Below are 13,628 nucleotides of genomic sequence, written 5' to 3' on the forward strand. Positions count from 1 at the left end.
GGCACAAGCTGCTGTTTCCCGTGCCACATTCCGGCCAAAACCTTTCGCCCCCTCTTGCTGCGGCGGGCGAAGCCTTTACTTTTGAACTCCGCACGCCCCTCACCTGCCGCGTCCGAAGGAGTTCCTGATGCAAGGCCTACTGATTTCCGCTGTCGTCTATCTCGGCGCGATGGTCATCGCCGTGCCGCTGGCGCGGCGGCTCGGGCTGGGCTCGGTTCTGGGATACCTGCTCGCCGGCATGGTGATCGGGCCGCTGCTGGGCCTCGTGCAGCATTCGGAAAGCGAGGATCTGATGCATTTCGCCGAATTCGGCGTGGTGATGATGCTCTTCGTCATCGGGCTCGAACTCGATCCGCGCGCGCTCTGGGAAATGCGCCACAAGCTCATGGGCCTCGGCGGGCTCCAGATCCTGATCACCGGCGCCGCGATCGCCGCGGCGGCGACCTGGGCCGGGCTGGCCTGGCAGACCGGCGTGGCGCTCGGCATGATCCTGTCGCTCTCCTCGACCGCGGTCGTGCTCCAGACCCTGACCGAGAAACAGCTCATCCACACCGGCGGCGGGCGCGCGGCCTTTTCCGTGCTGCTCATGCAGGACATCGCGGTGATCCCGATGCTTGCGCTCATGCCGCTTCTGGCGACGCAGTCCCAGCTTTCGCTCAACACGGACGGGTCGATCGCCCGCGCGGGAGAGGCCACCGCGGCGCATGGGCAGGAGGCGCTGTCGCTCGTCGACGGGCTCCCGGCCTGGGGTGTGACGCTCGCGACGCTCGGCGCGGTCGCGGCGATCATCCTCGCCGGTGTCTATCTCACCCGGCCGGTGTTTCGCTATATCCATGCCGCCAACATGCGCGAGATCTACACGGCCGTCGCGCTGCTCATCGTCATCGGCATCGCGCTTCTGATGACCGCGGTCGGCCTCTCCCCCGCGCTCGGCACCTTCCTCGCCGGCGTCGTTCTCGCCAACAGCGAATTCCGCCACGAGCTCGAAAGCTCCATCGAGCCGTTCAAGGGTCTTCTCCTCGGTCTCTTCTTCATCGCCGTGGGCGCGGGCATCAACTTCACCCTGCTGTTCCGCGAACCCGTCCTGATCGTCGGCCTGACGATCCTGCTGATGGTGTCGAAGGGGGTGATCCTCTACGCCATCGGCAGGCTCTTCAAGCTGCGGCAGCGCGACCAGTGGCTCTTTACCCTCTCGCTCGCCCAGGCCGGCGAATTCGGCATGGTGCTCACGACCTTCTCACTCCAGCAAAGCGTGCTCGCGCCCTATCTCGGCCAGCGGGTCCTGCTGATCATCGCGCTGTCGCTGCTGTTCACGCCGCTCTTCTTCATGCTCCAGGACTATCTGCGCGCCAAGCTCTCCGAGCGCAGCGAGGACCAGCCCGACGACCATATCGACGACCAGCAGGCGATCATCATCGCCGGGATCGGCCGGTTCGGACAGGTGGTGAACCGCCTCGTTCAGGCCTCGGGTTTCCACACCACGGTGCTCGACCACGATCTCAAGACGATCCAGCTCATGCGCAAGTTCGGGTTCAAGGGATTCTTCGGCGATCCGACGCGCCCGGAGCTCCTGCATGCCGCGGGCCTCGACACCGCGCGGGTCCTGGTCGTCGCGCTCGACGATCCCGGCGCCTGCACCCAGCTCGTGAGCTACGCGCGCCATCGCCGGCCCGATCTCTTCATCATCGTGCGGGCGCGGGACCGGATCCATGTCTACGACCTCTACAAGGCCGGCGCGGACAAGATCGTGCGGGAGATGTTCGACAGCTCCCTGCGCGCCGGGCGCTATGTGCTCGAGGAAATGGGCTTTTCCGAATACGACGCCGCCGAGGCGGAGGCGGCCTATTATCAGCACGACCGCGAGGCGCTGCGCACACTCGCCGAGCTTTGGGATCCGGCGATTCCGACCTCGGAAAACAGCGCCTATATCGAACGGTCGAAGACGCTCGACAAGGATTTCGAGGCCGCGCTCATCTCCCACCTGGAAGAAAAGCGGGCGTCGCGCGAGGGCGGGAAATAGGACGACCGACCCCGCGCCCGCGGGAGGCCGCGCCGGCGACAGTTCAGACCTGTCCTTCTGCGGTGCCGGCGCGCTCAGCCGCCGGAGACGCCCGCCTCGGCAAAGGTCGCCATGCCGGAGAGGCATTCGACGGCGCCGCGCAGGACCGGGATGGCGAGCGCCGCGCCCGTCCCCTCGCCAAGGCGCTGGTTCATCGCGAGGAGCGGCTCCTTCGCGAGGGCGGCGAGCAGGCGCGGATGGGCGTGTTCTGCGGAGACATGGCCCGCAAGACAGTGGTCGAGCGCCCCCGGCACCGTCCGGTCGAGAACGGCCGCGGCCGCGGTGCAGATGAATCCGTCGAGCAGCACGGGAATGCGCAGCCGGCGCGCCCGCGCGATCGCACCCGCCATCGCCGCCACCTCGCGCCCGCCCAAGGCGGCAAGAAGCCCGAGCGGCGGCTTGCCGGCGTGGCGCGCGACCCCGGCGGCACAGACCTCCCGCTTGAGCGCGAGGCCGGTGTCGTCGACGCCGGTGCCGCGCCCGACCCAGTCCTCCGCCGTTCCGCCGAAGAGCGCATTGGCGAGCGCCGCCGCGGAGGTGGTGTTGCCGATCCCCATCTCGCCGGTGACCAGGAGATCCGCCTCGGGATCGACCGCGTCCCAACCGGTGCGCAGAGCCGCCACACAGGCCGCCTCGTCCATCGCCGGACCGCGGGTGAAATCCTCCGTCGGGCGGTCGAGGTCGAGCGCGTGGACCGACAGCGTCGCCCCGGCGTTGCGCGCGAGCTGGTTGATCGCGGCGCCCCCGTGTTCGAAATTGGCCACCATCTGCGCCGTCACCTCGACGGGAAAGGCCGAGACGCCCCGCGCGGCGATGCCGTGGTTGCCGGCGAAGACCAGGATCTGCGGACGCGCGATCCGGGGACGGGCGGTCCCGCGCCAGCCGGCATACCAGATCGCGATCTCCTCGAGGCGTCCGAGGCTGCCGGCGGGCTTGGTGAGCCGGGCATTGCGTGCCTCCGCGGCCGCGCGCGCCGCGGCGTCGGGTTCGGGAGCCTCCCGCAACAGTGCCTCAAAGCCCGCCAGATCGGAAAATGTCATCCGCCCCCTCCGTTATTGTCTTTGACCTGTGGAGGTTCTATCCCCATGACTGTGCAAAGGACAGGACCCATTTGCTGCGAAAGAGGCCGCCATGTCACCGGATTTCCGCCCCCGTTCCGCCGATCTCGCCACCGCGCTCGCGCTCCTCACGCGCATCCCGGTGCGCGCCGGCTTTGCCCGCAGCGCCGAATGCGCCTGGGCCTTCCCGCTCGCCGGCCTCGCGGTGGGGCTCATGTCCGGGGCGGTGGCGACCGTCGCGATCTGGCTCGGGCTGGGCGCGGATCTCGTCGCGGCCTTCGCGCTTGCGGCAGGTGTCGTCGCGACGGGCGCGCTGCACGAGGACGGGCTGGCCGATGCCGCGGACGGGTTCTGGGGCGGGGCCACGCGGGCCCGGCGGCTCGAGATCATGCGCGACAGCCGGATCGGCACCTATGGTGTCCTCGCGCTCGGCCTCGCGCTTCTGCTGCGGTTTTCCGCCCTCTCCGCCCTCGCCCATGAGGACGCGATCGTCACCGCGCTGATCGCCGCGGCAGGGCTGTCCCGCGCGCCACTGGCCTATCTCATGCTGCTTCTGCCGCCGGCGCGGAACGACGGCCTGTCGGTGCGCACGGGGCGGCCGCCACGCGACGCCGCGAGCCTCGGCGCGGGCGTCGCCTTCGGCCTCTCCTGGCTGCTCGTCGGCTTCGTCCCCTCGGTCGTGGCGGCGAGCGCCCTGGTCGCTGTGACCCTCCTCGCCGGGCGCATCGCCCGCGCGAAGATCGGCGGGCAGACGGGGGACGTGCTGGGCGCCGCGCAGGTTCTGGGCGAGATCGCGGTTCTCGCCACCTTCACTGCCCTTGCATAGGGCGCACAAGGAAAACCGCCGCGAGGTCTCCCTCCCGGCGGTCCCATGGTCTCACGTGGCGGCCTCTCAGGCGGCCCGGTTCACCAGCACGTCGTCGACCTTCTTCTGGGCCTCGGCCTCGCCGGTGCCGGAGACGGCGGCAACCTCGCGGGTCAGGCGGTCGAGCGCGGCCTCGTAGAGCTGACGCTCCGAATAGCTCTGCTCGCGCTGGTCGTCGGTGCGGTGCAGGTCGCGCACGACCTCCGCGATGGCGATGAGGTCGCCCGAGTTGATCTTTTGCTCGTATTCCTGCGCCCGGCGGGACCACATGGCGCGCTTCACCTTCGCCTTGCCCTTCAGCGTCTTCATCGCCTCCTGAACGACATCGGGAGTCGAGAGCGACCGCAGGCCGGATTCCACCGCCTTGTTCGTCGGCACACGCAGGGTCATCTTGTCCTTTTCAAAGGAAATGACGAAGAGTTCGAGCGGAATGCCCGCGATTTCCTGTTCTTCGATCGACATGATCTGGCCCACGCCATGCGCCGGATAGACGACATAGTCATTGGGACGGAATTCAGATTTCTTGGTCTTGCTCATTTGCAGCCTTTTTCCTCACGAGGGAACCGTATCGGCCACATGCTCAGAAGCTCCGCTCTTCACGTTCCGGACGGCACACACAAAAGCCCTCCGACATCGCCGCGGCAGGTCCGTTCGGGACCGGCGCCCGGCAACAGGACGCGAAAAACTCAATCCCCGAACTAGCATGCTATTGGGGTTGAGGTGGTTATGCCCTGATGTGGTTTCCCAACCATACCAGAATCGGCGCCGAAAAGAAAGCCGAGCGCAGTTTCTGCCCATGAAAAGCCAAAGGTTTTCAGCCTACTGGCTGTATTTACAAAGGGTTATGCCGCGTCTGCACAGTCCTTCCGCACCCCGCAAACAGGCGCGAAAGGCGCGAATCAGTTGCAATAAGGTGAACCGGCCGGTTCAGGACCCCTCGCCCGCGGCTTCGGAGAAATATTTCTCGAGCTTGCCGTCTTCGCCGTCCTTTTCCTCATAGCCCGGAAGCGGATCCTTCTTGGCAAGGATGACGGGCCATTGTTCGGAATACTTGCGGTTGAACTCGACCCATTTTTCCATGTCCGGCTCCGTGTCCGGCCGGATCGCATCCGCCGGGCATTCCGGTTCGCACACACCGCAGTCGATACATTCGTCGGGATGGATCACCAGCATGTTCTCGCCCTCGTAGAAACAATCCACGGGACACACCTCGACGCAGTCGGTGTATTTGCAGGCGATGCAGTTCTCGATAACGACGTAGGTCATGCCGGTTCATCCAAATTCGCTTTACCGCGCCCTAGCTAGCGTCAGTCGCGCGATCATTCAAGCGGATCCCCGCGGGAAAGGAGAGAGGTGCGGCGATCTTTCTTTGTCGGACGACCTTTTCCCTCGTATCGCGGCGCGGGGGGAACCTCGTCCCGGCGGACGGGCGGCGGGCTGAGATCCTCATAGAGCGCCTGCGCCTCGGGCGCCGGACCCCGGCGCGTGCCACAGGCCAGAAGGCGCACCACGCGGATGCGGCTGGCCTGCGGAAAGGTGAGCACATCCCCTGCCCCGATGGCGGTCGCGGGCTTTGACACCTTCGCAGAGTTGACGCGGACATGGCCGGCGGAGACCAGCTTCGTCGCCAGTCCCCGCGTCTTGAAGAAGCGGGCATACCACAGCCACTTGTCGAGACGGATGGTTTCCCGCTGTTCCAATCAGCTCTTGTCCTTAAGCCCCATCAGCGCCGCGGCGAAGGGATTGTCCGGGTCGATGGCCTTCTCCTTGCGCGGCGGACGGGCAGAGAAGGTCTTCGGGCCAGTGCCGCCCTTGCCGGTGCCGCCGTTGTCGCGGCGCGGCCCCTTGCCCTTCGGCTTGCCGCCGCCCTTCTTGCCCTGCGGGCGGTCGCCGCCGCCATGGGACCGGCGGTTGCCGCCACGATGGCCGCCCCGGTTTCCGCCCCATGTGAAGGTGTAGAAGGTCTCGATCTCCGCCCCGGCGAGCGGCGCATCGGGCGACGTGCCCGTCGGCACCTCCTCGGACGAGACATCGGGAATGATGTCCGCATCGGGATCGCCCTCGGCCGGCGCGGTTTCCGCGATCGGCGCGATGTCCTCGTCGGGATAGGTCTCGGCTGCGGGGACCGCGTCGGCGGCAGCGGGCTCCGCCGCTTCGCCGGTGACCGCGCCCGGCTCCACGGCCTCGGGCGTGCCCGCGTCGAACACCGGGCGGTCGGCGTTCTCCGCGCCCTCCTCCAGGGGCGGAACGACATCCTCATGCGCCACGCCCTCGTCCGTCGGAACGACCTGGTCGACCGCCTTCACCTTCGTCCGCTCGGCCTTTTCCGCGCGATAACCGAGACCTTCCATGAGGCCCGCGAACTGTTCGAGGGTCATGCCGGTGATCGACAGCATGTCGGGATTGGCCTCGAACCCGCCGCGGCTGTCCTGCGCGCGCAGCAGGTCCGCAAGGCGTTCGAGCATGTCGATGCGGATCGCGCGTTCGCCAGCGAGCCGGTAGCCCGACATCGGATAATACCCCTCGGGCGCACCGCCCACGGCGGGGATCGTCACGAGTCCCGGAGGCGGGGCCTCGGGGAATTCGTCGAATTTCGCATTGAGCGCCCAGAGCAGAAGCCGCAGCCGGGTCGGCGCCGGTTTCAGCAGCGCGGGCATGAAGATCGTGAACTGGCCGAAGCGCACGCCATGCTTGCGCAGCGCGCCGCGGGCGTCCTGGTCGAGCTCCTTCACCTCCTGGGCGACCGTATCGCGCGGGATCACGCCATAGGTTTCCGACAGGCGGAAGGCAAAGCCGCGCGCGATGCCCTGGAGCATCTCGTCCTTCGCAAGCGCCAGCAGCGGCTCGAAGAGCGTCGCGACCTTCCGGTCGATGAAGTGCTGGAGCCGGCGCTGCACCTTCTCCGTCACATCCGCGCCCGCACCCTCGTCGACGAAGGCGACCGCACGCGGCCTCATGGCCTCGTCGCCCGGCACGAGCTTGCCCACGGCGTGCTCGCCCCACATCAGCCCGCCCTGGTCGGTGAAATCCATCTCCGTGTCGGGGGCATTGTAGAAGCGGTCCGCCCGGAGGCTGAACTCCGGCGCGAGCGCCGTCATCGCGGCCTGTGCGAGGGTCTTCGCCTCGTCGGCATGGGCTGCCTTGTCCTGTATGAACCGGAACCCTTCGAGACGGCCGATGAACTCGCCCTCGACCGTCACTTCACCCTTGTCGTTTACGTCGGCCACCAGGCCCTCCTTCTGCTTGAGCCGCCGAAGGAGCACACTCGTCCGCCGGTCCACAAATCTCTGCGTCAGCGCGCCATGCAGCGCGTCCGACAGTCGGTCTTCTACAGCGCGGGTCGCGTCGCGCCAATGACTTTCGTCATCGACCCATCCCGTCCTCTGGGCAACATAGGTCCAGGTGCGGATGTAGGCGAGTCTCTTGGAGAGAGTGTCGATGTTGCCCTCGGTGCGGTCAATGCGTTTGATCTGCCCTGCGAGCCAATCGTCGGGAACCCGCCCATATTCGTGCAGGAACTCGAAAATCCGTTCAAGCAGCGTGCTGTGCTCGTTATGGCTGATCGAACGGAAATCGGGGATGCGGCAGACGTCCCACAGCAGGCGCACGTCGCGGCCGGTGCGCAGGCGCGGCCGGACGGATTTCAGATCCGCGAGCGTCTTGAGCGCGAGCAGGTCGTCCGCCTCCCGCGCCCGCACCAGCGCCGGATCGCCGGGCGCGCGTTCCAGCGAGCCGATCAGCGCGTCGACCGATCCGAATTCGAGCGCGGAATTGCGCCACTGGAGTTTCTTCTGCGGCGTGAAGCGATGCTCCTCGATCGCCTCGATCACATCGGCGTCGAGCGGCTCGGCCTCCCCCGTCACGCCGAAGGTGCCGTCGGTCTGGTAGCGTCCCGCCCGGCCCGCGATCTGCGCCAGCTCGTTGGGCGCGAGGTGACGCATGCGGCGGCCGTCGAACTTGACGAGCGAGGAGAAGGCGACATGGGTCACGTCGAGATTGAGCCCCATGCCGATGGCGTCCGTGGCCACGAGATAGTCGACATCGCCATTCTGGTACATCGCCACCTGCGCGTTGCGCGTGCGCGGGCTGAGCGCGCCCATGACCACCGCCGCCCCGCCCTTCTGGCGGCGCAGCAATTCCGCGATGGCATAGACATCGTCGACCGAAAACCCGACGATGGCGGCACGGGCGGGCATGCGGCTTATCTTTTTCGAACCGGAATAGGTCAGGCGCGAGAACCGCTCCCGGCGCATGAACTGCGCCTTCGGCACGAGCTCGGCGATGACCGAGCGCATCGTGTCGGAGCCGAGGAACAGCGTCTCGTGCAGCCCCCGCGCATGCAGGAGCCGGTCGGTGAAGACATGGCCGCGCTCCGGATCGGCGCAAAGCTGGATCTCGTCCACCGCGAGGAAATCCGCGCCCATGCCGGTGGGCATCGCCTCGACCGTGCACACCCAGTATTGCGCCCGCGGCGGCACGATCCGCTCCTCGCCGGTGACGAGCGCCACGACGGAGGGGCCGCGCGCGGCCACGATCCGGTCGTAGACTTCGCGCGCCAGGAGCCTGAGCGGCAGACCGATGACACCGGTGCGGTGCGCCAGCATCCTGTCGATAGCGTAATGCGTCTTGCCTGTGTTGGTGGGGCCCAGCACGGCCGTGATCCGGCCGCCCGCCCCGCTCGCGCCTTGCATGAGACCGGCTTTCTTCTTGTGACTCGGGACCGTTCTAGAGCGTGGTGCCCTGGAGGACCAGTTCGAGCCGGTCGATCCGCGCCTCGAGCCCGGCCATCTGCGGGTGGATCTCCCGGATCTTCAGGAGCGCCTCGAGCGCCATCGGCTCGTCGCCGATCTCCTCGAGGATGAGCGCCAGCCCCGACAGCGCCCCGAAATGCCGCGGCTCGCGGGTCAGCACCTCCCCGATATCGTCCACCGCCGGTCCGTAGAGGCCGGCCATGAAATAGGCGGTGGCGCGGGCGTTGTAGCCCTCGGTGAAGTCGGGGGCATGATCGACGAGCGCGGTCAGATGCCCGAGGGCGCCGTCGACATCGCCCCGCTGCAACGCCGCGCGCCCGCGGTCGAGCAGCAGATCCATCGCATCGGAGCCGGAGCGCGCCATCTCGAGCGCGATCTCCTGTTCGAGCTGCGCCGCCTCGACCGGACCGGCGCCGGCGAGTTCGCCGAACATCCGGTCGAGCCGCGCCTGGTCGGCCGCAAACGCCCCTGCGGCCGCAAAAAACGCGCCCGACGCAACGGCATGTTTGAGAAACTGTCGCAATGATTTCATAACACCCCCGAGTGTAGCTTTTCACGCGGGATGGGCAAAGTCACAAAACCGCGCCTATATATGACCGACGTGAACCCCAACGGAGGAAGACCGGATATGAGCGAAGTCCTGACCAAGGCCGTCGAAGCCCTGAACGAGAAGATGGCGGGCGGTTTCGACGCCGGCGTGGCGAAATTCGTCATCGAGGGCGAAGGCGCGATCATGCTCGACGCCGATGGCGCGCGCGCCGGCGACGAGGAGGCCGACGTGACGCTGACCGCGGATGTCGACACCTTCCAGGGCATGATCGAGGGCGACGTCAATCCGACCGCGGCCTTCATGCAGGGCAAGCTCTCCGTCGACGGCGACATGGGGCTCGCCATGCAGCTCGGATCCGCCCTCTCCTGACGATGCAGACCGCGCCTTACTTCGCCGACCTGGCGGAGGGACCGGAGGGCCGGGAGGCCTTCTGGCTCACCGCCGCGGACGGGCTGCGCATCCGCGCCGTCCTCTGGCCCCATGCCGGCACCGAACATGGCGGGGCGGAGCGGTGCAGCGGCACCGTCTTCATCCTGCCGGGACGGACCGAATGTATCGAGAAATACGGCCGCGGGGCGCGCGATCTGGCGGCGCGCGGCTTTGCCAGCCTCGCGATCGACTGGCGCGGACAGGGCATCGCCGACCGGCTCCTGACGGATCGCAGCATCGGCCATGTCGGGCATTTCCCCGATTACCAGAAGGATCTCGATGCGGTGATCGCGCTCGCGGAAGCGCGCGACATGCCGAAACCGTGGTTTCTCATCGGTCATTCGATGGGCGGCGCGATCGGCCTGCGCGCGCTGATGGAGGGCAAGCCCTTTGCCGCCGCGGCCTTCTCCGCACCGATGTGGGGCATCGGGCTGTCGGGACTGCAAAAGGCGATGGTGCGCTTCGTTGCGCCGGTGCTGAAACTCCTCGGCCTCGACAACCGCCGCGCCCCCGGCACCAGGGCGCCGACCTATATGGAATGGCACGGGTTCGAGGACAATCTGCTGACCTCGGACCGGGAGATGTTCGACTACATGACCCGGCAGGTGCGCGCGCAGCCCGATCTCGCGCTCGGCGGCCCGTCGAGCCATTGGGTGATTGAGGCGGTCGCGGAAAACGACTGGTCCCGCACGCAACCCTACCCGGAAACGCCCGCGCTGTGCTTCGTCGGCGGCGACGAGAAGATCATCGACACCGCGGCGGTCAGGGCCTACGCGAGCCTGTGGCCCGCCTGCGACTATATCGAGATCCCCGGCGCCCGGCACGAGATCCCGATGGAGCGGCCGGAGACGCGCGCGCTGTTCTACGACCGCCTCGCCGCCTTTTTCGCCGCGCAGGCGCGCTGACCTTTGCATCCCGTCCCCCGAGCGCCTATCTCTTGGGACGAGACTGATCAGAGGAGAGACGAGATGCGGTTCACGCTTCCACAGAAGGTTTTCGACGCGAAGGCCACCGGCGGCGGCCAGGAGTTCGGAGACCTTCCCGACTGGGATCTGACCGATCTCTATCCGGCGACCGACGCGCCGGAGGTCAAGCGGGATCTCGACTGGCTCGAGGAGGCCTGCGCCTCCTTCGCGCGGGATTACGAAGGCAAGCTCGCGGAACTCGACGGCGCGGGCATGTACGAATGCCTCCTGCGCGACGAACGCATCAGCCAGGTCGCCGGCCGCCTCGGCTCCTTCGCCGGGCTGCTCTACTACCAGAACACGGTCGATGCCGGGCGGGCGAAATTCTACTCCGACATCCAGGACAAGATCACGACCTACACCGCGCCGCTGGTGTTCTTCTCGCTCGAGGTGAACCGCATTCCCGACGAGAAACTCGAGGAGATGCTGACCCACGAGGGCCTTGCCCGCTATCGCCCGATCTTCGAGCGGATGCGCAAGATGCGGCCCTACCAGCTCTCCGACGAGCTCGAACGCTACGAGCACGACATGTCGGTCGTGGGGGCCGCGGCCTGGAACAAGCTCTTCGACGAGACCATCGCGGACCTGAAATTCACCGTGAACGGCGAGACGCGCGGGATCGAGGCGACCACGACACTGATGATGGAGCAGGACCGCTCCGTGCGCGAGGCGGCGGCGCGGGAGATCGGCCGCGTCCTCGGCGACAATGTCAAGATCTTCTCCCGCGTGCACAACACGCTGGCGAAGATGGGACAGGTCGAGGACAAATGGCGCGGCATGCCGACGCCGCAGACCGGGCGCCACCTCGCCAACGATGTCGAACCCGAGGTGGTCCAGGCGCTGCGCGACGCCGTGGTGGCCGCCTATCCGAAGCTCAGCCACCGCTATTACGAATTGAAACGCGGCTGGCTCGGCCTCGACAAGTTGCAGGTCTGGGACCGCAACGCGCCGCTTCCGATGGAGGAAAACCGCGTGGTCGGCTGGGACGAGGCGCGGGAAACGGTGCTCGACGCCTATGCCGGTTTCGATCCCAAGATGGCGGAGATCGCACAGCCCTTCTTCACCGAGGGCTGGATCGACGCGGGGGTGAAGCCCGGCAAGGCGCCCGGCGCCTTCGCCCATCCGACCGTGACCGATGCCCATCCCTATGTGATGCTCAACTATCTCGGCAAGCAGCGCGACGTGATGACGCTCGCCCATGAGCTCGGCCACGGCGTCCACCAGGTGCTCGCCGCCGACCAGGGCGAGCTCCTGGCCTCCACTCCACTGACGCTTGCCGAGACCGCCTCCGTCTTCGGGGAGATGCTGACCTTCCAGAAGCTCCTGAAATCCGCGACGACGGATGCCGAACGCAAGGTGCTCCTCGCCGGCAAGGTCGAGGACATGATCAACACGGTCGTGCGCCAGATCGCCTTCTACGATTTCGAATGCAAGCTCCACGAGGCGCGCAAGGGCGGCGAGCTGACGCCCGAGGACATCAACCGCATCTGGATGAGCGTGCAGGGCGAAAGCCTCGGCCCGGCCTTCGACTTCATGGACGGCTACGAGGTCTACTGGTCCTACATCCCGCATTTCGTGCACTCGCCCTTCTACGTCTACGCCTATGCCTTCGGCGACGGGCTGGTGAACGCGCTCTATGCGGCCTATACGGAACAGCCCGAGGGCTTTCAGGAGAAATATTTTGACATGCTCCGCGCGGGCGGTTCGAAACACCACACCGAGCTTCTGAAACCCTTCGGCCTCGACGCCTCCGACCCGAAATTCTGGGACAAGGGCCTGTCGATGATCTCCGGCTTCATCGACCAGCTCGAGGCGATGGAATAACAGTGACCGTCACGATCTCACCGCTGCCCCGCGACGCGCTCGACCGTGTCGCGGGGTTTTCCCTGCCCCCGGAGCAGGCGCAGTTCAGCGGCCTGCCGGCCCGGACGATGGACGACGCCCCGCCCGATCGCGACGGCCATGTGATCGAGGAAGACGGCACCCCAGTCGGCTTCTTCGCCATCGACCGCGGCTATGCCACGGCGCATGAGTTCGCGGAGGCGGGCGCGCTCGGGCTGCGGATGTTCCTGATCGACCGTCGGGCACAGGGGCGCGGCATCGCCTCCGCCGCCTGCCGCCAGCTCGCCGGCTATCTCGCACGCGCCTATCCCGACCGGGCGCTGTGCTATCTCACGGTGAATTGCCGCAATCCGCATGCGCGCAGGGCCTATCTCAACGGCGGGTTCACCGATACGGGCGCGCTCTACCATGGCGGCGCGATCGGGCCGCAGCATATCCTGCGCCTCGCGCTTCGCTGATCACTTGAGTTGACTGTCCTTCGAGCCGCGCCGGTTGATCCCGCCGCGCGGCCTGTAGGCCCGGTCCCGGCCCGTCTGGCAGTCGATGCAGAGCTTCACCCCCGGCACCGCGCGGCGCCGCGCCTCGGGGATCTCCTCCCCGCATTCCGCGCAATGGGTGAAACTTTCCCCGACCGGCGCGCGGCGTGATTTCATCCGCTCGAGCTCGTCGCTGATCGAGGCCTCGATCTGCTCGCTCACCGCACCGTCCCTGGCCCAGCCGCCCGCCATGGCTCAATCGAGCTCCGTCCAGGGCCAGGGCTTCACCTCGCTGTCGGCGGTGATGTAGCGCGTGGCCTTGGCGAACCAGATCCCGATGTCCGTGCCGAAGCCGGCGAGGCGCGGGTTGGGCTTCCGGCCCGCCGTCAGCAGGATAATGCCCTGGAGGATCGCGAGCGCACCGATGACGGTGGAGGCAAAGCTCATCATCACCCAGATCACGACGGAGAACAGGATGCGCATCCCGAGAGGTTCGCGCACCACCTCCACCCGCTCCTCGCGCGGGGCGGAGAGGTCCGGCATCACATGATCGAATTCGTTCGGGTTGGCCATGGGTGATTCCCTTCCTGCGCAGCTTGCAGTCTAGCGCGAAGCGCCCCGCAGGAGAACGTG

Annotated in this window: 14 protein-coding genes; 6 read left to right on the top strand and 8 right to left on the bottom strand. The window is 67.2% G+C overall.

The annotated features are described in order from the left end of the window. Positions 1-127 precede the first annotated feature (127 nt). Positions 128-2,020, top strand: a complete 1,893-nt coding sequence (locus tag P73_RS16500) for a monovalent cation:proton antiporter-2 (CPA2) family protein (RefSeq protein ID WP_043870420.1) — start codon at positions 128-130, stop codon at positions 2,018-2,020. 74 nt (positions 2,021-2,094) lie between these two features. Here the strand turns inward: P73_RS16500 and cobT are convergent, their stop codons facing one another. Then, the gene (cobT, locus tag P73_RS16505; protein WP_043870421.1) at positions 2,095-3,099 is read right to left on the bottom strand and encodes a nicotinate-nucleotide--dimethylbenzimidazole phosphoribosyltransferase; all 1,005 of its coding nucleotides are present in this window, start codon (positions 3,097-3,099) and stop codon (positions 2,095-2,097) included. 91 nt (positions 3,100-3,190) lie between these two features. Between cobT and cobS the strand changes: the two genes are divergently transcribed. Beyond that, the gene (gene cobS / locus P73_RS16510) at positions 3,191-3,943 is read left to right on the top strand and encodes an adenosylcobinamide-GDP ribazoletransferase (RefSeq protein WP_043870422.1); all 753 of its coding nucleotides are present in this window, start codon (positions 3,191-3,193) and stop codon (positions 3,941-3,943) included. A 66-nt stretch (positions 3,944-4,009) separates the two neighbouring features. On the opposite strand, the gene P73_RS16515 is transcribed toward cobS, so the two are convergent. The 5 genes from P73_RS16515 to P73_RS16535 all read right to left on the bottom strand — a co-directional run bounded on the left by P73_RS16515 (position 4,010) and on the right by P73_RS16535 (position 9,265). Next, positions 4,010-4,519 (bottom strand): CarD family transcriptional regulator, encoded by a 510-nt coding sequence (locus P73_RS16515; protein ID WP_043870423.1) that lies wholly within the window; start codon positions 4,517-4,519, stop codon positions 4,010-4,012. Positions 4,520-4,909: 390 nt separating this feature from the next. Beyond that, the gene (gene fdxA / locus P73_RS16520) at positions 4,910-5,248 is read right to left on the bottom strand and encodes a ferredoxin FdxA (RefSeq protein WP_043870424.1); all 339 of its coding nucleotides are present in this window, start codon (positions 5,246-5,248) and stop codon (positions 4,910-4,912) included. Positions 5,249-5,301: 53 nt separating this feature from the next. Further along, on the bottom strand, positions 5,302-5,682 hold the full coding sequence (locus P73_RS16525; RefSeq protein ID WP_043870425.1) for an RNA-binding S4 domain-containing protein: 381 nt from the start codon (positions 5,680-5,682) through the stop codon (positions 5,302-5,304). Then, entirely contained in the window at positions 5,683-8,673 is a 2,991-nt protein-coding gene (locus tag P73_RS16530; RefSeq protein ID WP_043870426.1) for a helicase-related protein, read from the bottom strand. It lies immediately after the preceding gene. A 34-nt stretch (positions 8,674-8,707) separates the two neighbouring features. Then, on the bottom strand, positions 8,708-9,265 hold the full coding sequence (locus P73_RS16535) for a tetratricopeptide repeat protein (protein ID WP_043870427.1): 558 nt from the start codon (positions 9,263-9,265) through the stop codon (positions 8,708-8,710). Between the two features lie 96 nt (positions 9,266-9,361). Here P73_RS16535 and P73_RS16540 point away from each other — a divergent pair, with 96 nt between their 5' ends. From P73_RS16540 to P73_RS16555, 4 genes are all read left to right on the top strand, one after another. Then, positions 9,362-9,652 carry an SCP2 sterol-binding domain-containing protein gene (locus P73_RS16540; protein ID WP_043870428.1) on the top strand — a complete coding sequence of 97 codons (291 nt, stop codon included), beginning with the start codon at positions 9,362-9,364 and terminating at the stop codon, positions 9,650-9,652. Between the two features lie 2 nt (positions 9,653-9,654). Then, complete coding sequence (locus tag P73_RS16545) at positions 9,655-10,617, top strand: alpha/beta hydrolase (protein WP_043870429.1); 963 nt, start codon at positions 9,655-9,657, stop codon at positions 10,615-10,617. Positions 10,618-10,680: 63 nt separating this feature from the next. After that, positions 10,681-12,501 (top strand): M3 family oligoendopeptidase, encoded by a 1,821-nt coding sequence (locus P73_RS16550; protein ID WP_043870430.1) that lies wholly within the window; start codon positions 10,681-10,683, stop codon positions 12,499-12,501. Positions 12,502-12,503: 2 nt separating this feature from the next. Beyond that, entirely contained in the window at positions 12,504-12,977 is a 474-nt protein-coding gene (locus tag P73_RS16555) for a GNAT family N-acetyltransferase (protein WP_043870431.1), read from the top strand. On the opposite strand, the gene P73_RS16560 is transcribed toward P73_RS16555, so the two are convergent. Both P73_RS16560 and P73_RS16565 read right to left on the bottom strand, forming a co-directional pair. Further along, positions 12,978-13,247 carry a DksA/TraR family C4-type zinc finger protein gene (locus tag P73_RS16560; protein ID WP_043870432.1) on the bottom strand — a complete coding sequence of 90 codons (270 nt, stop codon included), beginning with the start codon at positions 13,245-13,247 and terminating at the stop codon, positions 12,978-12,980. It lies immediately after the preceding gene. 3 nt (positions 13,248-13,250) lie between these two features. Beyond that, positions 13,251-13,568 (bottom strand): DUF4389 domain-containing protein, encoded by a 318-nt coding sequence (locus P73_RS16565; protein ID WP_043870433.1) that lies wholly within the window; start codon positions 13,566-13,568, stop codon positions 13,251-13,253. Positions 13,569-13,628 lie beyond the last annotated feature (60 nt).

Source organism: Celeribacter indicus (genome assembly GCF_000819565.1).
Taxonomy (GTDB): domain Bacteria; phylum Pseudomonadota; class Alphaproteobacteria; order Rhodobacterales; family Rhodobacteraceae; genus Celeribacter; species Celeribacter indicus.